Below are 17,855 nucleotides of genomic sequence, written 5' to 3' on the forward strand. Positions count from 1 at the left end.
CAGGAGACGACACGCTTCTCATCGCCGGGGTGCGAGTGCCGGGATCACGATTCGTCGGGGCCCGGAGTCGCCGACCAGCGACCACGCCCGGCCCGCATGCGGTCGCGAATACGGCGGGAGCTCTCGCACACCGGCGAGCTGCCGCAGCTCCGCGGCATTCTCGGCTCGGATGAGCACTTCGCCCTCTCGACGCACCCGCTGCCACAGCGTCCAACTGCGCTGCCACGCGTCTGCATCGCCGAGCACGACGGTGGGACGCGTGGGTGCCTGAGCATCCCACGGTTCGCCGCTCAGAGTGACGACGTCGCAGTCGGGATACGCAGCCGCCACTGACTCCGCCACCGCAGCCACCCCCGGCGTGATGAGCGCCGTGAGGGCACGCCGCGGAGCCCAGCCGTCACTTTCCCGTTCCCTATATCGAGAGGTGCCACTGGATGAACCCGACGACCGCAGTCGCTCCTCGGGGACCCAGACCAGTTGGATCTCACGATCCCCCATCCGCATCCGTCCCGAACCGCGCTGCGGATCGAAACCTGCGGAGTCCCCACCCGCAGCAAGATGATCGACCCGACTCGGCATCCTGAGCAGCCCCCGACGCGGCAGCGCGTCGAGAAGCCGCCCGACAGGCCCCGATGCTCTCGTCGCCGTGATCGCGATCGTGCCTCCGGCCCCGTTGCGGAGGATCTGCTCCCAGAGCTGCGCCAGATGCTGGCCGTACTCGACGGGCAGCTCGCCGATCCGGACGTCGATGTCGTCGCACAGCACGAGCCCTCCGCGCGGAACTCCCCCTTCCGCCAGAGCCACGACGGCGTCCCACGAATGTTCTGGATCGCTCGGTATCCACAGTGGATGCCCATGCTGCTTGGCCAGTGCACGCAAGGCCGAGCTGCGCCCCGACTCGGGTCCTCCGAGGAAGGCGATTCCTCGATCGGATCCGATCGACAGCCGCTCGAGTGGCTGCTCCTGACGTTGCGGATCGTCCGCGCGGCCCAGGATGACTTCGCCCTCCTTGCGTGTCTCAGCCTGAAGCTCCGCGAGAGGAAGCATCCGCGGCAGCACCGGCAGCCACGGGCTGCCCGGAATGTCGGCGTCAGCCCATCTCAGCGCGATCGCCCTGAGATCGGCGACGCCGGTCAGCGCTACTCGCATCGCGATCGGCGCAGCGTCCTGCGGGCGCCGAACCAGAGCCAAGCCCCTCGACTCGACGCCGCCCGGGAGCTCAGCCGCGTCGTCGGCACCGATGACGGCCCGACTGTCGGCGGCGTCCGCAACACGCAGGCTCACTCTCAGCGGACAGTTCGCCGCCAACGCATCGCGGATCACGCCTGACGCGCGCTGCGTCCCGAGGACGAGGTGCATGCCCAGCGCCCTTCCCCGAGCGGCGATGTCCGTGAACACAGCCCCGAGGTCCGGATGATCCAACGTCAGAGATGACACTCTTAGAATTTTTCGCTCCTCGCCCGTATAGATAAGAGGAAGGGCAGGAACCATGACGGTAAAGAAGACAGCCGCCGTCTACGCGCGCATCAGCGCGAAGGACGAGAAGGTGCCGAAGACCGCACAGCAGATCGAACAGTGCAGGAAGCTCGCCGCCGAAAACGGGTACGAAGTCGTCAGTATCTACGAGGATGACGGGATCTCTGCCTTCAATGGCACTGACCGCGCCGCGTACGAGTCCATGCTTGAGGACATCCGTGCTGGCAACTTCGATGTGATCTTGGCCGTGGAGGAGTCCCGGTTCACCCGTCAGGGCATCGGAGAGAAGGACCGTCTCATGCTCGCGTGTGTGGCCGGTGGAGCGTGCTGGCACACGACAAGAGAAGGATTCTTGGACCCCGCCACAGACTCGGGAGAGTTCATGGCAAGCCTTCGTGGCCTTTTGGACAACCTGGAGGTTAAGAAGAAGACCCGAAGGCAGAAAGACCGGTACGCCGAAGAGCGTGCTCAGGGGAAGCCACTGTGGGGAGGCAGACCGTTCGGGTATCAGGCGGACCGGCTGACCATCAATGAGGTTGAGGCCGACGCTATCCGTGAGTGCATCCGCAGAGTGCTGGAGAAGGACGCAACTCTTTACTCATGTGTCCGCTACCTGAATGATGACCTGAAGCTGAAGACGCCACGCGGGAACAACTGGAGCACGAACACGGTGAAGGAACTCCTCACCCGTCCACGCAACGCGGGCATCTACATCGTCAACGGCGAAGCAATGGATGTCCCCGGCACCTGGAAACCACTCATCGACCGCGCCACGCATGAGGCTGTGGTTGCCACGCTGAAGGCTAGGAGCAAGAGCACACCCGGACGCAAGCCCAGGCACATCGGAAACATGATCATCAGGTGCGGCGTCTGTGGCGAGCGAATGAGGTCAGCAAGCGACGGGCACGGCATCGCCATCTACCGGTGCAAGTCCAAGGCTGTGGAGTCTCACCCGGATTACAAGGATGGCAAGCGTCACTGTTCCATCCGGGTTCATTTCGTGGAGGAAGTCGTGAAGAAGGAGATTGTGAGGGCCTTCTTCATCGGGCACAACGTGCTTTCCGCGTCCACCAGCGAGGGCAAGGAACTCTCTGGCCTGTATACCAAGATCGAAAAACTGAACCGTCAGAAGCAAGACCTCCTGGCCTCAATTCGGGGAGAGGACGCCGTTCTCAATATGGCCGACATCACACCTGACCTTCGAACTATCAAGGTGGCGGTGGAGGCCGCAGAAGGACAGGTGCAGGCCGTAACAGCCGAGAGGGCACACGCACGCATGCTGGAGGAGGTTAGGCGCTCTATGGGCTATCTGGACTCCGCTACTCATCGCGTGGACTGGGACAAGGCAGAAGAGATGCACACCGCTCTGAGCGAGCGATACGACGCCCTGACTCTCGACACGAAAAGAACCTTGCTCGATGATCTTCTCGAAGTCACCATCGGGCCTGGACGGGGAGCCAAAAAGGTTCTCGTCCATCACAAGGTCGTAACCACACTCAACGAATCCGACGACTCATTCGAGGAGATCGGGACACCTACGAGTCCTGAGCCAACGCAGTCGTGACTTCGTCCGCCACTACGATCTCGGCACGCTTCGCCCAACCGGTGGGCATTCGTTCCAGCGTCGCTGTTCGCACATCGATGTGGAATCGGGCCTTCGCAGGACAGCACCCGTGACCGATGAACGGGCCTGACCCAAGTTTCGAGAACTGATGTTGGGTGGCGTCCACTGAGAAAAGAACGTCACCGTCACGCATGAACTCCAACCAGTCATGTCGATTGCCAAGAGTGTCCTGTCCGTTCACGATTCGCCACGGACCGAACCCTCGCTGGTCGAAGACATGCAGCAGTGTGTAAGACATCACTGAACACCACCCGCGCGGGTACGGGTACATCCATCCAAGCTCAAGCTGGGCAAGGTTGAGACGACTCACGAGCTTGAGGGTTGCCTCATGGGCGGTCACCACCGCATCTGGCTCGAAAGGCAGGTTGTCAGCGAAGGGAAGACTCGACGGGACAGCACTCATCCGCGCTTTCCTTGCTTTTGAGGACCGGCTCAAGAGGCGTTCACGCGCGCAATGACTCCAGCGCGCACCCATTGCACGACCGTCACCGCCAGATGCACCACGGCGCTAGTCTCACCTTCCTCCGGCGCACGACTCTGCCCACCGCCGTGGCGATCTGGGTTTGGCCAAGCGAGGCGTGTCATGGCTCCAAGGGTTGAGACTGACCCGAGAGCAAACTCGACGAAACTCACGCTCTTCTCAAGTTCCGCCGTGACGGTCCCAAGAGTTGCACGGGCGTTGTTGGGGGCTACGACCGGAACGAGTGCCGTCTCCATAGCCTTAATCGCATGGTCCCAGGCGTCCGAATAGTTCGCGTTCACTCCATACAGCGCATGCCAGGCTTCTCGAAGCTCGGCGCTGGCCGGGTCTTCTACACTCATCGCGTCGCGGAAAGCAGCTTCCGCAGTAGGGTCGACGCGGCGCACCAGCCCGCGGTCGTCCTCGCGAACCGTCCAAACCGACGACGCGTCCCGAAGTAGCGCCCTGAGATTCTTTGCCCCACGCATTACTCCACGCGCCAAGGTCGCGTCGAGTACGTCCAACATCAAGTCGTCGTCGCGGCTCGCGGTGTTCAGCAGTTGGCGCATCAGACTCTCGTCCCAGACTCTTCCTGGGTTCAGTTCGATGTCACACGCAAGCGCGATGGACATAATCAGGGCGTCGAAATCGTAGTTGACGCCAGCGGTCCTATAGCCAAACTCACCCTCAAGCCAGTAGACCAGACTATGCGTGGCGGCAGGGCTAAATCCTTCCGTCAGCACCGGCGCACGACGGCGACCGTCCCTGACTGACAGCCTCTGCCAATCTGTCGAATCGCTCATATAAGTTCCCTGAACCTTCCGAGAAGGTAGTCGAAGATCTGCGGTCCTTCTTCCCTGCGGGCCGCTACCAGCGTCGCGAGGTCCCCGTCATCTAGGGCGATGACGAAGCCTCTCTGATCCAGCGCGGCATCTCGGCAGCGCTGGATCACAGTGCTCTTGTCATCTGCGCTTCCCCTGTAACAAAGGAAGCCGAACTGCCCTCTGAACGGAGAGAACCGGCCAGTCAGCTGGTCGAACTCCTCGTTCTTGAGCGCGTTGGTGTAGTTCTTGCATTCGATGACGACTTGACCCGCTGACACTCCGCCTGCAGCCCCCAACCATTGGAAGAAGCCGTGTTGCGCCAAGTTCACGTAAACGATGTCGATCCTCTTGCGTCCTCCGTGGATCTGAGACTCGCGCTTCGGCATGTCTAGCCACGGGTAGAAGAGAGCGTTCAGCAATCGCTGTACTGCTCGGTGGTAGTCATCAGCGTGGTCACGTCCCGAAGGCACGTCCAGGACGGCGGCCAAGAGCGCTTCCCAGTCAGGCGGTGGAGTTCCCATGTTCGTCGCGACTTCGTCATGACCGGGCGGTTCACTCTCTCCAGCTTTGGCCTGGCGGTACCTCTCTAGCAGTTCGGGCTTCTGATCAGTGACCTCGTTGTTCCATTCCTTCCGGGACTTCGGGTCATCTTCGAGGATCGACTTCTTGGTTACGAAACGCTCGCCGCGGAGCCTCCGTGAAGTTCGAGTTCGAACGAGGCGCGAGTGAGCGCTGCTCAGGTGAACCTCCTGAAGGTGCGGAAGTACGTAGTGCGACAGGTAGTCCCCCGGATCGAAGGTAGGCGACTTCCGTACGACGGCGATGGGCACCAGGAGCAACTTTCCATTCGGCATTGGAAGCTCCACACGGTCCGCTACCCAGGACTGAGACTGTCGATCCCACATCCATCCGGAGTCCAGCCCCGGCACCATTTCGATGTCGTATAGCCTGCACACCTCTTGAGTGAACTTGATGAGCTGCCGGCGAATGATATTTATTGTCATGTCTGACACTCGGTCGTGCCCGACGCCAGCTACGAAGAGAACAGTCTCATGGACCTCACTCAAGATCCCCGACACGACGGCGGTGCTCATTCCTAGCGCGTCGTAGATATCGGCGGCCAATCCCGTGGCCACACCGCTGCCGCGAGACTGAGCGCTTGAGAGGCCCAAGTGGGCTTCGTTTGACTCACCAAGTCGCTCAAGGAGATACATACCCCGCGCACGGTCGCCTGCCCGCACCGCTGCCAGGACTTCCCCATAGAAGTCCTGAAGCAAACTCACGCACTCGCGCGCCCAGTCGCTGGCGATCGCGTTGAAAGCGTGGGGGTCGACGAAGACCTGAGCATCGCGCACGATGTCTACATCCACGAATTCTAGAGACGGCTGTGTCACGCCAAGGTCGTAGTACTCAGAAACCCGCACGTCTTATCCCTCCGGTGGGCCAGGCTCGCTGCTCACATCATGGCGCACGACACCGAAACAGCCTGACGCCACGCCCGCGAACACATCTTCGATATATTCGCGAGCATGGAGCAACGCTTTGCATTCGATCTCACGTACCCGCCAGGTCCCCCCGGTGAGCGTATTCGCCTGAGATTCGAGGGTGATGCGGACGAACCAGTGGTCCCACTCATCGCCGCTGCCTTCGCCAGGTTGGGGCGACGCGAAGATGGAACGACCGGCTTCCTACTGTCACCGTCGGACGCATTCGACCACGACAGAGGCATTCAGGACTCGCAGTTTCTACTTCTCGAAGGTCACGAGACAGCGCGTGACCTTCGGTTCCTCATTGGCCCGGACGACGACGCGGTGTTCCTGCGCACCGGCGGGTGGGGAGGCATGGGCCTTCCCGAGATGTACGACTGGGTGCTCAGTGACCTGTTGCCATTCGGAAGCACCATCCTGGAGGCCTACGGGGCCGTCGAGTTCATCAAGGTGACCGGGCGCGCGATCGAAGCCCGGAAGAACCGCGAATTACGTCGTGAGGCAGAGTCATGGCTGAGGTCCGGCAGCGAGGAAGTTTGGGGCTTGCTGCGGGAGGCGGTTGCGCGGTCAGATGCTTGGCGCGTCGAAGACTTGAATAGAAGGTTCGCGCTTTCGCCCACCGACGCAACGCGCCTGATGACTGCATGCGGCTACACCTACGATCCAGCTTCTCGGTGCTACTACCGACTAGAGGCATACCCTGGGATGCCCATCTAGCCACGCTGCGCGCGTGCGCTGCTGACTGCGTCTCTTCACGATCTCCACGGCAACACGAGCGCACCGCACTCCTCGCACTGCCATACCGGCCTGCCCGTCTGTCCTGTCGGGATCGCCCTCATCGGGGTCAGGCATCGCTTACAGATCGGGGGCGGGGCGGGTAGACGGTTGTCGGCGGTCATGTCCGCGAAGGTACTTGCCGCCCCGCCATGTCTTGGTCTTTTCCACAGGTTTCCACAGAACGAATACTGGGAGTTTCCTGGGAACGGTTGTGCCCTTGATTCTTTACAAAATGACAGGCTTACTACCCATCCCGACCCATCTGGGACTATCACTGATCCGTGGGGATGGGCGAAAGGGGCCTTGAACGCCCCGCTTGGAGGGAGTGCTAAAACCCAAATAAGGGCACCCCGCGATAGAATCATGACCACGAGATATCGCCTCCACCTAAGAAGGTGTGGCGATAGCTCTACAGCGAGAAACCCCCATCTCTTCGCAGGGTCAGGGGGTCTCTCGTCAGTAAGGTGTCACCGCCTTTACGGTGACTGGCGACCTTCGTCCTCAAGGGGCGGGGCCAGGGGCCGTTCGTAGCTAACAACTGCGGACGGCCTCTTTACACCCCGGAAGGTGTACATACACGAGTCTAAGTCAGATTCGGCGTACGTACTACCGATTTCGGCCCTTAACGCGGATCAGAGCCACACGCCAGGCCAGCGGGGTGCCCGGTTGGGCTAGATTCACTCTAGGGTGACTATAGCTTCCCAGTGACGAACCTTTCGGGTGTTCGGAAGCTGACGGTAACTCAGACGTACACGATACTTACCGGGCACCTTCTTCCCCGCGCACAAGAGCACGGCCATCTCCGCACCACGCTCTGTCGCGTACATCGGCGCAGACCCCTCGGAGGTCCACTTACCGTCGGGGAGCTGTACCCGGCTTCTCACCGACTCCGCAACGCCGGGGCCGTTCTGTCGAAAGTCGGCGGACCATGCGTCAACATAATGGAAGACCGCATCCCCGAACTGATCGGTGTATGCCGGGCGGTCCTCAGGGACTTTACTCTCGCTTACGCGCAGGAACTCCCACGACGGGCTTGGAGTCCGCGTCCGGATGATGGCGAAGATGGACACAACCAAAGCGCACAAAGAGAAGAACGCGGTCGCAATCGCGGGACCATCGAACTGCGACACGAAGTCAGTAAGCCAATCCACAGCTACGACTCTAGGGCATCGAAGTTCGAAAGTTTGTTCTATTTGCTTTTCGTGATCCTGTACACAGTGGCGATGCTGACGCCGAGAGCCTTGGCGATGTCGGGCACGCTCTCCCCACCATCCCGGAGCTTCTGAGCCTGACGGGCCTGTACGGTGTCCATGCTTCTCGGGCGTCCGCCGGTACGCCCCTGAGCCTTTGCGGCTCGCAGACCGGCGACAGTGCGCTCCTGGATGAAGCTACGTTCCATCTCCGCGAAGATCGCGAGCATGTTCAGCATGGCCCGTCCAGTCGGGGTGCTGGAGTTCAGGCCATCGCTCACGGACTCGATGAAGATTCCCCTCTCGGTGAGGTCTGCAATGAGAGAGGCGACATGGGCCGTAGAACGTCCAAGCCTGTCGAGCTTGTAGACCGTGATTGTGTCTCCGGGCTGTGCATCTGCGAGCAGAGCATCGAGGCCTTCACGCTTCACCTTCGATCCACTGACTCCGTGATCGACATAGCGGTTCCTCTTCAGAACTCCAGCCTTGTCGAGCGCGTCATGCTGAAGGGTTTCATCCTGCTTGCCGGTCGAAACCCGGAGGTAGCCAAGCTTGGTGCCGGTCGTCGTGTCCATGCTCCCAGTGTCGCAGATACCCGTACGTTTATGCAACGCAAAACGCTATGAGTTTTGAGGTGACTTCTGCACAACCTGATCGCCCGGATTTTCGGGTCAGGGGCGGACGGTCACGATTCTTAAGTGAGCATCGTTTTTGCGAGGGCAGAGAACAGCCCGCCACCGGGACCTAGACGAAACGATGGCGGGCTGTGGAGGGTGTCACCCTCTCCCTGCGAGGAGGGTGACGGGATCTGCGCGCCCGACTAAACCGCGCAGAAGCTATATCAAGTTTTGGGTGCCTCTTCGGCGGCGATGCGCGAGAGACGTTCGATCTCGGGGTCGGCCACGGGAGCGGAGGTCAGTCTAGTGACCTCCGCGTTATCGGGGTCGAGTGCCCTTCGAGCCGCGCTCTCCGTCCACGAGTAGAAATCGGCTTGCTCTTCGGCGGCGGCTTGCGCTACCGGCTTCATGGAACGCACAAGGGGCGTGAGGTCGTCAGTCATCTGTTTTCATCTCCAAGGGTGGCGAGGACTTCGAGAGTCCACACGAGTAGTTCAATATCGTTCTCAGAGGCGGCGATGCGCCCCGCGTGGATGTCTCCAACTACCCCGAGAAGGGACATGAGCGCTTCATCGGTGATGCTCATCGGAGATCCGGCGCAACGTCGCGCATGTACGTGCCGTACTCGTCCCAGACGGCCTTGACCGCGAGTGCGCGCTCTCGTGGATCAGAGATACCTCTCGCGTACTTCAACGCCTGCATGCCGCGTTCGAACATCACAAACTCGGAATCCTCACCGATGCCCATACCGTCGGGGGCTGGACCCTCTTGGAACTTGACCATTCCCCATCGAGCCGTTTGGGCTTGCGCGTCAAGGTCGAGCCAACTATGGCCTGTGCGATCCTTCGAGAGCTCATATTCCTCGGGTGTGACGGTGAACGTCTGCCCCGCAAAGAGGACAACGCCTGGCAGGGCATCCCCGGTCGGGGAGAACTTGCTGATGGTCAGCCCGGTCGCACGGGCGTGGAAAGTGCGTGTGTTGGTCATCGGAGTACCTCTAGGTGTGTGGCGAGCGTGCGTGCGAACTGGTCGAGTTCTGGGAACTGCTCTACGGCAGTGAGGAGGGCGCGGGCGGCGTGAGCGTCGTCTCGAATCATGACGTGCACGGCCTGAGTGAAAATCTCGATGTCGGCTAGGTACTCCGCGATCGACATGTCTGTAACGCCTAGCTCATCGATGAGCTTGGACAGCACGTCAGACTCGGATTTGATCATCCTTGCTTGATGCACGGGTGATCCCGTGAGCTTGGCGTGACGGCGAGCATCCCGCGCGTGGTCGGCGGCTTCCAAGAGCCGTGCAATCACATTGGCTGTGGTCGGCTCCCCGTCAATCAGCTTGGCTAGCTCCCCTTTTCGAGAAATTGCATAACGCCCGACCGACGCCGTGCTCGTGCCACCTACCGTGCGAGCGATTTCGGCATAGGTGACACCATCGTCGAGCATGCTGTTAATGCGCGCGACCTGCGGGTGAGTCGCTACAGAATTAGTTCGTCCCATGAATATCCTTGAAATCTAGAGAAGAAGTACGGGGAACTAACGTTTTTCGTACAGCGCATCCCTTGATGAGATTGAAGGAGGATGCGATCACCGCCCTGTACTTCTTCTATGTACTACTATCGCGCGCTGAGTAGCAAAGTGTTACGAAATTTCCCATTAAGTGGAATATTTCTCAAGGAATTCGAGAATTTCTTTCTAGGGCCATTTGCGGGCCTAGGATTACTTCAACGCCTACAGATACCAGGGAAGGTGCGAAAGGCGCTCAGATCGCCGCCTGCGGCTTCTCAGGGGTAATTCAGAAGCTCTTCCACGCTGGGGTAATCCTCCATAATGCGTTTTGGCATATCGGGCAGATAGTCACCGGTCACGGGTTCGGGTTTCTTGAACTTGTCTCTCATGCGCCGAACACTCGACACCGAGCGGTTGAGCATGGCGGCGGCTTCGGCATGGGAGAGGCCATCCACGCTGAGGAAGTCTTGATAGGTGTACTCAGGCGTGCGCTTGCTTCTGCGGCCACCCTTGGCACCCTTGCGGGCTTGAATCTCGAAGTAGTCAGGTTGCCAGGTGTCCACTGCGAACACGGCGGCGCGCTCGGCGTAGCGCTCCACCATCGGGTAGGTCATGTACCCCTTGCCGCCGCTCGTCGCGGCTTCGTAGTCGCTCACCGGCTTGAGGCGGTCGCACAGGAGAGAGAACAGGTGAGACGTGACATCATCCACAGATGGCATTTTCTCGTTTTCGTAGTGATAGCTACGGTTCAAGTAGTCGAGAGCGCTCTTGATCGCATACCGATTGATCCTGTCGGCATTCGTAATCCTATTCTTGGAATTCTTGAATCTACGATCATCACCCAGCACGAGTCGCCTTGAGGCGGGGATGTGCTTAGGCTTACGATACTTACTCTCTCCCCCTTCTACTTCCCCCAAAGGGGAGCTTATATGAGCAGGGTCAAATGCATTCTGACCAGGGGTTTTATTTTCTTCTCTATAGGTTATCTGAGCACCCTTAGGGGTCACAGGTGAACCATGCTTTGATACAATTGTCAATGTAGCACCTTCCTGAAGCGCCCCAGTCCCGCAAAGATTCGGGGCGCTTCTCATGTATACGCGTTAATAAGTCGATTGTGCATTTGCACGTTTCGCCGCTCGCTTCTCCCTCTCGCGCCGATTCGCGGCAGATTTTGCGGCGCGGCATAGAGAGCACCTGCACGCGTGGGGGTTCTGATAGCGGCCAAGGGTGCCGTGATCGGGTAGCGCTCTCGGCTTAGGCTCGGGCTTTGGCTTAGCCGGTGTAGAGGATTCGGACCCGTGATGACGCACGGGGCCATTCAGCGGCCTGCGCTCTCGTACCTGCTGGGCCGTGGCGGTGCGCGTTGGCTCGCCCCACGTCACCGTTACCGGTCGATGTGCGGGTGTGGTGCTCTCGGTGCGATCCACGCGCTGAGAGGAGCGCTGAGGGGCCTCTGAGGGCCTTTCAGCCGTGCGCTGGGTCCATGCCGCCCGTGCCGCATGATCGGCCTTAAGATCGGCCTCCAGGTTCTCGCGCACCCGGCGTTCTTCTTCTCGGGCATGACGCACGATACGAGCGCGGTCGGGGTCGGTGGGAGCATCTAAGGCTAGCGCGGCCAAGTGGCGTCGGCGGGGAACTGGGAGCGCGTCGAGGGAACGGATCGCGGAGAGTGCGTCGAGTGTGTGCATACTCTCTACAGTCGCGCGATTCGCAAGTCGCTAAATGGGCTGACTCTGCGCTATCGAGGTATGCCCCAGCGGGAACATGATTTTGCGCGTACGTAGGGCTATGTATGCCGCTCGTGGCGTGTCTCTTCCCGCACAAGACGGGAATGACGGAGTCAGCCGGTATAGATGAGACATGGACGACATCCCATGGGGCCAGATCCTGGCTGTAGGCATCCCGGCGCTTGTGAGCGTCATTTCGGCGGTGTGGGCGACAAGATCGGCCCGTCGTGCGCAGACGGCAGAGCACGAAGCACAGCGCCTGCGAGCACTTGAGGATCGTGTTGCGCAGAAAAAGTACGATCTGTACCTGCCGTTCCTCCAGACCTTGGGCGACTTGCTCACGCCGTCTCGCAAGGCTGAGGCCGAGCCTAAGCTCGAATCCGCGATGGCAGATTTTCAAACCATGGTGACGGCGTGGGGTTCGGATGACGTTGTTGAGGCGTTCTATCGCTACCGTGTCAGCTCCTCGGCAAACCCTCCGCCGATGGTGACCATCCGACTGATGTCAGACCTCTTGTTGGAGATCCGCCGCGACATCGCTTCGCCGGACACGAAGCTGGACGGTATGCACATGATCGCCATGCGTATCAATGGGATCTCTGAAGAACTCACGCGCGCTCTCAAGGTCCCACTCGAACAGTTGTTCCGTGAGCAAGAGTGGACGCCGCCGTTCGAACTTCGGAGCGTCACCGGCTCGCGCTGAAGTCCCCCGGGCGTCCCCCGGCTGAGCCAGTACGGCGTTCATCCTCGCGAGCGCGGGGACGGTTTTCTAGGCGCTCCATCCTCTAAGGTCACTCGATTCGCGGATGTCTACATGGGCGGCTCTGCGCTACCAATGCATGCCCCGAGGTTCCCGCGCTCGTGCGCTATGTATGCCGTTCGAGGCTTAGTATGCTGCTCGCATGAGATGCAAAGCAGATCTAAGGAACCCTGCCTGATGGGCACTTGCTGGTGTGGCAAGAAGTTGATCGAGGTCAACTACGGAGGCGGCAACGCTCAGGGCAAGGGAGCGAACGTTACGCCTCAGTGTCCTGACCACGGCTTCGACTACGAAAAGAAGCCTGACTGATGCCTACCGGGGTAGCACATGACAAGCTCACCGGTATTGACGGTGGCTTCGAGAACTGCCGGTGCACGATCGGTGAGAACCACGATCAGTGGGGACAGGTCCTAGACGAGGGCCAGAACCCGACAGACCCAGCGGACTGGGAAGACGACGACGAGTTCTAGCCCGGACAAGAGAAGACCCACCATCCAGACTCAGAAGGTGGGTCATTCTGTATGTCGCTAGAGCGTCGGACGCAAGGCGGTCAGCGCGCGGGCGCTCGCAACGGCGTGGTAACCGACCACCTCAAGCGCGTCCTCACTCAGACCGCGCTTCAGCAGAATGCGTTGCAGCGCGTTCAGTTTCCATGACGCCATCAGGGCTTCAGACACCAACTGGTCTGTCCGCAGCTTCTCGAAGCTCTCCATCAGGCGGTCGATCTCAGGTGCTGGGTCTATCTCGTTCATCTTCTACTTCTCCTTATCGGAGTGGGCGTTTGCCTCTCCTATTAAGTGATACGCACGAGACAGCCGATCATCAAAGGATCGGTGGAAAAACCTCTGCCGAGTCGAGAAGTCCGCACCGTGCGATGCGGGATCAAGGGGATTCTCTGGGCGCGGCGCTAGGGTGTCCTATCAGGGGTAGGAGTGATCCTGGAGCAGCGCGGCGAACTCGTCGACCACGATGACCAGCCTCGCCATGCCGACCTCACGGACGTCTCGTGCGCCGGCCTCGGCGAGGACCGACTCGCGGCGCCGCAGCTCGGCGGTCAGGCTGGAGACGCCCCTCCGCGCCCCCTCCTCATCGAGGTCCGTGATCACTGCAGCCACCTGCGGGAGCATCCGAAGCGGCTCGAAGGCTGTGCCGCCCTTGAAATCGGCGAGGACGAATGTGACTCGATCAGGTCCATGGCGGCTCGCCATGGCCGTCACCCACGAGACCAGCAGCTCGCTCTTGCCCGTTCCGGTCGTGCCGGTCACGATGGCATGCGGCCCGTCATCGACGATGTCGAGGAGTATGTCCTCCCGCTCACCACGGCCGACTGCGGCCGGGAGACCGACGAGCGATTCCGGCTGCAGCAGGTCGCTGAGCGCCACCGACGCGGGGACAGAATCGAGTTCCTCTCCCTCTCCTGTGCGACTGACCCCGATCGCGATCGTCTGATCCCGGGACATGCACTCGGCGTCGACCTCGACGATCCCCTGCGCCGTGCGGACGCGCGCCCGGTGCGGCTCGGTGATGTCGATGACGGTCGTGATCCCTTCCGGAACATCGTCATCCCGATCCAGCAGCCAGATCACGGCGTCGGCCGTCGGCCGAGGATCAGCGCCCTGCACCACGGCCACCCGGAACGAGCCGCGCCGCGCGGCGTGGGCCTGCGGGAACCCCGCGAGCCCCAGCTCTTCAAGACGGGAGCCGACGATGGACATCTGGGCGGTGCCGAATCTGAGACACAGCTGCACCGCGAGCGCCCGCGTCGCGGCGGCGACGAGAGGATACGAGCCGCGCAGTCCGATGCCACCGCTGAGGGGCACCGTCACCGGCACCCGCTCGACCCTCGCGCATCGCATCCGGAAGTCCCGTTCGCGCTCCCCATCCCCGCCCGAAGCGCGCACGCCGCTGTCGCCGGTACCGCTGCCGACGACGACCTGAGTGGCGGCGTCGGGTGGATCGAGGCCGCGCAGAGGCGGCTGCGCCAGGCCTGCCGCAGCGTCGGGATATCGATGCCACCGCAACTGACGCTCATCATCGTGAAGCTGCGTCAACTGTGCTTCGACGAGCGACCACGCAGCCTCGCTGTCGGTCGCAGCCACCCGCGACGCCTTGCGTCGGGATCGCGACCCGTCGATCAGCGAAGCGATGATCATCAGGGGACCCAGAACCGCGAAGCACAGAGAGAACAGCGAACCGGTGACGAGCCAGAGCACCACTCCAGCGACCACGGGGACGAGTGCCGCGACGAACGGTGTCGGAGGCCTACGAGCCGGTGCGGGGGCGGCAGGGATCGCGATCGGCAGAGAGTCCATGCCTCCAGTGGACCGCACATGCGGGGCTCAGAAGCAGCCCTCCACAGTGAAAGGACGTCAGACGGAGGACTCGTCCGTTGTGGAGGAGGACTCGTCCGGCGCCGAGGACGACTCGTCCGCGATCTGCACGATGACGAGCGTCACGTTGTCGCGACCGCCGTTCTCGAGTGCCGCAGCGAGCATCGCATCGACGGCGGCAGCCGGATCGGCGTTCTCGCGGAGGAAATGCTGGATGCCGTAGTCGGTCAGCTCCTTCGTGAGTCCATCAGAGCAGATCACGAAACGATCTCCCGGGCGCACATCGAGCGTGACGTAGTCGGGAGCGGTGAGCTCGCTCGCCCCGACCGCTCGTGTGATCACGTTGCTGTACGGATGACCTTCGGCCTCTTCGGGGCTGATCTTGCCTGCCGCGATGAGCTCCTGCACGACCGAGTGGTCGGTGGTGATCTGCACCAGGCGGTCGTCCCTGAGGAGGTACACGCGCGAGTCGCCGATGTTGAGCGACGTCCAATGCGGCTCGTCGCCCTCGAACTCGAGGAAGACTCCGGTGAGCGTCGTCCCTGTACCCTCGTCCGTGGTCTCCGGATGGTCGGCGATGTCAGCCACCGCCATCTCCAACGCACCCTCGATGGCGCCGCGATCGACCGCGCCGGCAGCGACCACGGCGTCGAGCCGCTTCACCGTGCTGCGGCTCGCGATCTCACCGCCCGCATGGCCACCCATGCCATCCGCGACGATGAAGAGCGGATAGTCCGCGAAGAACGCGTCCTGGTTCGTCTCACGTCGCCGGCCCACGTCGGTGACGCCTGCCCAGGAAAGGAGCAGCTGACGCTGCGCAACCGTGACGCGGCGCGTCTTCGTCGTCGTCTCAGCCACTCGTCGCCTCCGGATTTCCTGCGGTTCGGGCTACCCCAGGACACTCACATATCGTAGTGGACGCCGCGACGGCCGCACGCGCACCCCCGGCCATCACGCGGAGTCCTGCGGCGCCGACTCTGGGCTGCGACATGAGCATGTCTCCACGTTATCGTCTTCCACCGTTGCTCTTCACCACACCGCGAGCGCCCCATACAGCACAGAGCCCCCGACCGAAGTCGAGGGCTCTGTGCGGTCCGCGATCAGGCCGGAGGCTGCGTGGGATCCGTGGGCGGAACCTGCGGAGCGGCCGGAGGCGCTGCGGGCGGAGCCGGCGGTGCCGTGGGCGGTGCCGTGGGCGGCGTCGACGGAGCAGCCGGCGGAGCACCGGTGGTCGACGGGGCCGCGGGCGGAGCGTAACCGGGCTGGGCGGGCGGAGCGTAGCCGGGCTGCGCGGGCGGTGCGTATCCCTGCGGCGCGGGCGGCGCATAGCCCTGCTGAGGAGCGCCGTAGCCCTGCGGAGCGCCGTAGCCGGGACCGGCCGCCGGACGCGGCTGCACAGGAACGCCATCCCAGACGGTGGAATCGGCGAGGAAGCTGTTTCCTGCCCACGGTGCGGGAACGATGTTCGGGTTCCAGCGCGACTTGTCGAACGCGTTGATGCCGTACCAGACGATCGAGAGCAGAACGAACAGGACCACCCAGACGGCATCCTTCTGCAGCTTCAGTCCGACCCGCCATGCGGCCAGAGCGAGCACCACAGCGAGAGCGATGCCGGTCAGGAAGTTGAGGTACGGAATGAACGAGAGACCGATGCCGATGAGGACGACCCACGGCGAGATGTCACCCAGCTTCGCGAAGATCATCGTGTTGTACACCGGCACCCACGCGCGCCACTTGCCCTGGACGCCAGCCTTTTCGAAGATCTTCATGAGGAAGATCGACGAGATCACATAGAACGCCAGCGCGAAGAGCAGACTGATCAAGAAGACGACGAACAGACCGGCGATAGCCGCCCCGTTGTCGTAATAGTCGTTGTACATGATCCCCTCCGGATCCGATGGAGCGGACGCTGTGCGCGCCGCGAGACCCACCATATCGGTGTGCTGATATTCGGGGCAACGACACACGCGGAGACAGCGCACTGCCCGTCATGCACCGTCATTCCGCGACGACGAGCTCCTCGACACCGCGGTCGTCGGTCGGTCGAAGGACGAGACCCCTGCTCGCCGCCCATGTCCGAAGCGTGCGAAGCGACCGAACTCTCGGGCGGTCCTCCGCCAGGGCGCGCACGAGAAGACCCTTGGACTTCTTGTTGAAGTGATTGAGAGCCCGTCCGTGCTCGGTGACGACCCGCACATAAGCGGAGGGCACGGAGTCCGGCACGGGGCCGAGCGCGACGTAGGCCTCACTGCGCAGATCGAGAATGAAGTCGGGGTCCTCCCCCACTATGGCCGCCGTGGTCGCGTCTGCCCAGTGCCTGCGCAGCGCAGCCAGGCCCGGCACTGAGGTCCCGGCAGCGAGCCGATACGGCGGAATGAGATCGAGCGCCCCGATCGGCCCCAGCGGCGCCGAGTGGATCCAGACGTGCGAACCGAGCCAGCGACGAGACGTGGGGTCGAGACTGCCCGCGTCGAGAGCGTCGTACAGAACGCCCGTGTAACGGTCGACCGCCGGCATCGTCGCGGCCGAGCGCAGCATCCGATTGTGCTCGACATCGCCTGCCTGCTTGGGGCTCAGCTTCAGCACTCTGCGCGCTGCTTCCTCGTCGTGCGCCAGATCGATGAGCGCATCGATCACCGCTCGGCGCTCAGCGACCAGACCGGGGAGCGCCAGCGAGCTCTCGTCGAGAGGCGCATCGCGTCCTCCGGGTCGCTTGGTCTCCGACGGGGGCAGCAGAATCTTCATGAGACCTCGGGATACAGACGCGTCCGCCCCGACCCACTGAGGGTCGAGGCGGACGCGAGGAACTGAGACTGATCAGGCGATGAGAGCCGCGTTGCCTGCCACGATCGTCAGGACGTCGCTCTCCATCGAGAGGAATCCGTCCTGCGCGTTGGCGAGCACCTTGGTGCCATCCGTCTGCGTGATCCGGACCTCGCCCTGGGCGAGGATCGCCAGGACCGGCTCGTGGCCGGCCATGAATCCGATCTCACCCTCGACGGTCTTGGCGACCACGAGGCTCGCCTCTCCCGTCCAGACCTCCGCATCCGCGGAGACGAGGCTGACATGCAATGCCAT

The 17,855-nt window shown here is 62.1% G+C and carries 19 protein-coding genes; 3 read left to right on the top strand and 16 right to left on the bottom strand.

Annotation, left to right across the window (positions count from 1 at the left end; all coding sequences use genetic code 11):
• Window positions 1–18 precede the first annotated feature (18 nt).
• The gene (locus LQZ85_RS04755) at window positions 19–1,437 is read right to left on the bottom strand and encodes a hypothetical protein (RefSeq protein ID WP_230100596.1); all 1,419 of its coding nucleotides are present in this window, start codon (window positions 1,435–1,437) and stop codon (window positions 19–21) included.
• A 52-nt stretch (window positions 1,438–1,489) separates the two neighbouring features.
• Here LQZ85_RS04755 and LQZ85_RS04760 point away from each other — a divergent pair, with 52 nt between their 5' ends.
• Window positions 1,490–3,040: a recombinase family protein gene (locus LQZ85_RS04760; RefSeq protein ID WP_230100597.1), complete on the top strand. Its 1,551-nt coding sequence runs from the start codon at window positions 1,490–1,492 to the stop codon at window positions 3,038–3,040.
• On the opposite strand, the gene LQZ85_RS04765 is transcribed toward LQZ85_RS04760, so the two are convergent.
• The 3 genes from LQZ85_RS04765 to LQZ85_RS04775 are packed head-to-tail and all read right to left on the bottom strand — an operon-like array spanning window position 3,012 to window position 5,808.
• Entirely contained in the window at window positions 3,012–3,503 is a 492-nt protein-coding gene (locus LQZ85_RS04765; RefSeq protein WP_230100598.1) for a hypothetical protein, read from the bottom strand. The genes LQZ85_RS04760 and LQZ85_RS04765 overlap by 29 nt on opposite strands.
• Window positions 3,504–3,532: 29 nt before the next feature.
• Window positions 3,533–4,363, bottom strand: coding sequence for a hypothetical protein (locus LQZ85_RS04770; protein ID WP_230100599.1), 831 nt, complete (start codon window positions 4,361–4,363; stop codon window positions 3,533–3,535).
• Window positions 4,360–5,808: a hypothetical protein gene (locus LQZ85_RS04775; RefSeq protein WP_230100600.1), complete on the bottom strand. Its 1,449-nt coding sequence runs from the start codon at window positions 5,806–5,808 to the stop codon at window positions 4,360–4,362. Before LQZ85_RS04775 ends, LQZ85_RS04770 begins: the two co-directional genes overlap by 4 nt.
• Before the next feature lie 105 nt (window positions 5,809–5,913).
• On the opposite strand from LQZ85_RS04775, the gene LQZ85_RS04780 reads away from it, so the two are divergent.
• Window positions 5,914–6,588 (top strand): hypothetical protein, encoded by a 675-nt coding sequence (locus LQZ85_RS04780; RefSeq protein WP_230100601.1) that lies wholly within the window; start codon window positions 5,914–5,916, stop codon window positions 6,586–6,588.
• A gap of 1,249 nt (window positions 6,589–7,837) precedes the next feature.
• Here the strand turns inward: LQZ85_RS04780 and LQZ85_RS04785 are convergent.
• The 6 genes from LQZ85_RS04785 to LQZ85_RS04810 form a co-directional block, all read right to left on the bottom strand.
• Window positions 7,838–8,413, bottom strand: coding sequence for a recombinase family protein (locus tag LQZ85_RS04785; protein ID WP_230100602.1), 576 nt, complete (start codon window positions 8,411–8,413; stop codon window positions 7,838–7,840).
• Window positions 8,414–8,679: 266 nt separating this feature from the next.
• The gene (locus tag LQZ85_RS04790; protein ID WP_230100603.1) at window positions 8,680–8,898 is read right to left on the bottom strand and encodes a hypothetical protein; all 219 of its coding nucleotides are present in this window, start codon (window positions 8,896–8,898) and stop codon (window positions 8,680–8,682) included.
• Window positions 8,895–9,041 carry a hypothetical protein gene (locus tag LQZ85_RS04795; RefSeq protein ID WP_230100604.1) on the bottom strand — a complete coding sequence of 49 codons (147 nt, stop codon included), beginning with the start codon at window positions 9,039–9,041 and terminating at the stop codon, window positions 8,895–8,897. Before LQZ85_RS04795 ends, LQZ85_RS04790 begins: the two co-directional genes overlap by 4 nt.
• Window positions 9,038–9,442 (bottom strand): hypothetical protein, encoded by a 405-nt coding sequence (locus LQZ85_RS04800; RefSeq protein WP_230100605.1) that lies wholly within the window; start codon window positions 9,440–9,442, stop codon window positions 9,038–9,040. The genes LQZ85_RS04795 and LQZ85_RS04800 overlap by 4 nt, the downstream gene beginning before the upstream one ends.
• Entirely contained in the window at window positions 9,439–9,897 is a 459-nt protein-coding gene (locus LQZ85_RS04805; RefSeq protein ID WP_230100606.1) for a hypothetical protein, read from the bottom strand. The genes LQZ85_RS04800 and LQZ85_RS04805 overlap by 4 nt, the downstream gene beginning before the upstream one ends.
• A 338-nt stretch (window positions 9,898–10,235) precedes the next feature.
• On the bottom strand, window positions 10,236–10,808 hold the full coding sequence (locus tag LQZ85_RS04810; protein ID WP_230100607.1) for a hypothetical protein: 573 nt from the start codon (window positions 10,806–10,808) through the stop codon (window positions 10,236–10,238).
• Window positions 10,809–11,820: 1,012 nt separating this feature from the next.
• Between LQZ85_RS04810 and LQZ85_RS04815 the strand changes: the two genes are divergently transcribed.
• Entirely contained in the window at window positions 11,821–12,390 is a 570-nt protein-coding gene (locus LQZ85_RS04815; RefSeq protein WP_230100608.1) for a hypothetical protein, read from the top strand.
• 584 nt (window positions 12,391–12,974) lie between these two features.
• Here LQZ85_RS04815 and LQZ85_RS04820 read toward each other — a convergent pair.
• The 6 genes from LQZ85_RS04820 to LQZ85_RS04845 all read right to left on the bottom strand — a co-directional run bounded on the left by LQZ85_RS04820 (window position 12,975) and on the right by LQZ85_RS04845 (window position 17,855).
• On the bottom strand, window positions 12,975–13,199 hold the full coding sequence (locus LQZ85_RS04820; protein ID WP_230100609.1) for a hypothetical protein: 225 nt from the start codon (window positions 13,197–13,199) through the stop codon (window positions 12,975–12,977).
• Between the two features lie 168 nt (window positions 13,200–13,367).
• Window positions 13,368–14,759, bottom strand: a complete 1,392-nt coding sequence (locus LQZ85_RS04825; RefSeq protein WP_230100610.1) for an FtsK/SpoIIIE domain-containing protein — start codon at window positions 14,757–14,759, stop codon at window positions 13,368–13,370.
• A gap of 57 nt (window positions 14,760–14,816) precedes the next feature.
• Window positions 14,817–15,635: a protein phosphatase 2C domain-containing protein gene (locus tag LQZ85_RS04830; RefSeq protein WP_230100611.1), complete on the bottom strand. Its 819-nt coding sequence runs from the start codon at window positions 15,633–15,635 to the stop codon at window positions 14,817–14,819.
• A 242-nt stretch (window positions 15,636–15,877) separates the two neighbouring features.
• Window positions 15,878–16,657 (bottom strand): DUF5684 domain-containing protein, encoded by a 780-nt coding sequence (locus LQZ85_RS04835; protein WP_157538147.1) that lies wholly within the window; start codon window positions 16,655–16,657, stop codon window positions 15,878–15,880.
• Window positions 16,658–16,775: 118 nt separating this feature from the next.
• Window positions 16,776–17,522, bottom strand: coding sequence for a peroxide stress protein YaaA (locus tag LQZ85_RS04840; protein ID WP_056278399.1), 747 nt, complete (start codon window positions 17,520–17,522; stop codon window positions 16,776–16,778).
• A gap of 72 nt (window positions 17,523–17,594) precedes the next feature.
• Window positions 17,595–17,855, bottom strand: coding sequence for a F0F1 ATP synthase subunit epsilon (locus tag LQZ85_RS04845; RefSeq protein WP_053095764.1), 261 nt, complete (start codon window positions 17,853–17,855; stop codon window positions 17,595–17,597).

This window comes from Microbacterium sp. Bi98 (genome assembly GCF_918698045.1).
In the GTDB taxonomy this organism is placed as follows: domain Bacteria; phylum Actinomycetota; class Actinomycetes; order Actinomycetales; family Microbacteriaceae; genus Microbacterium.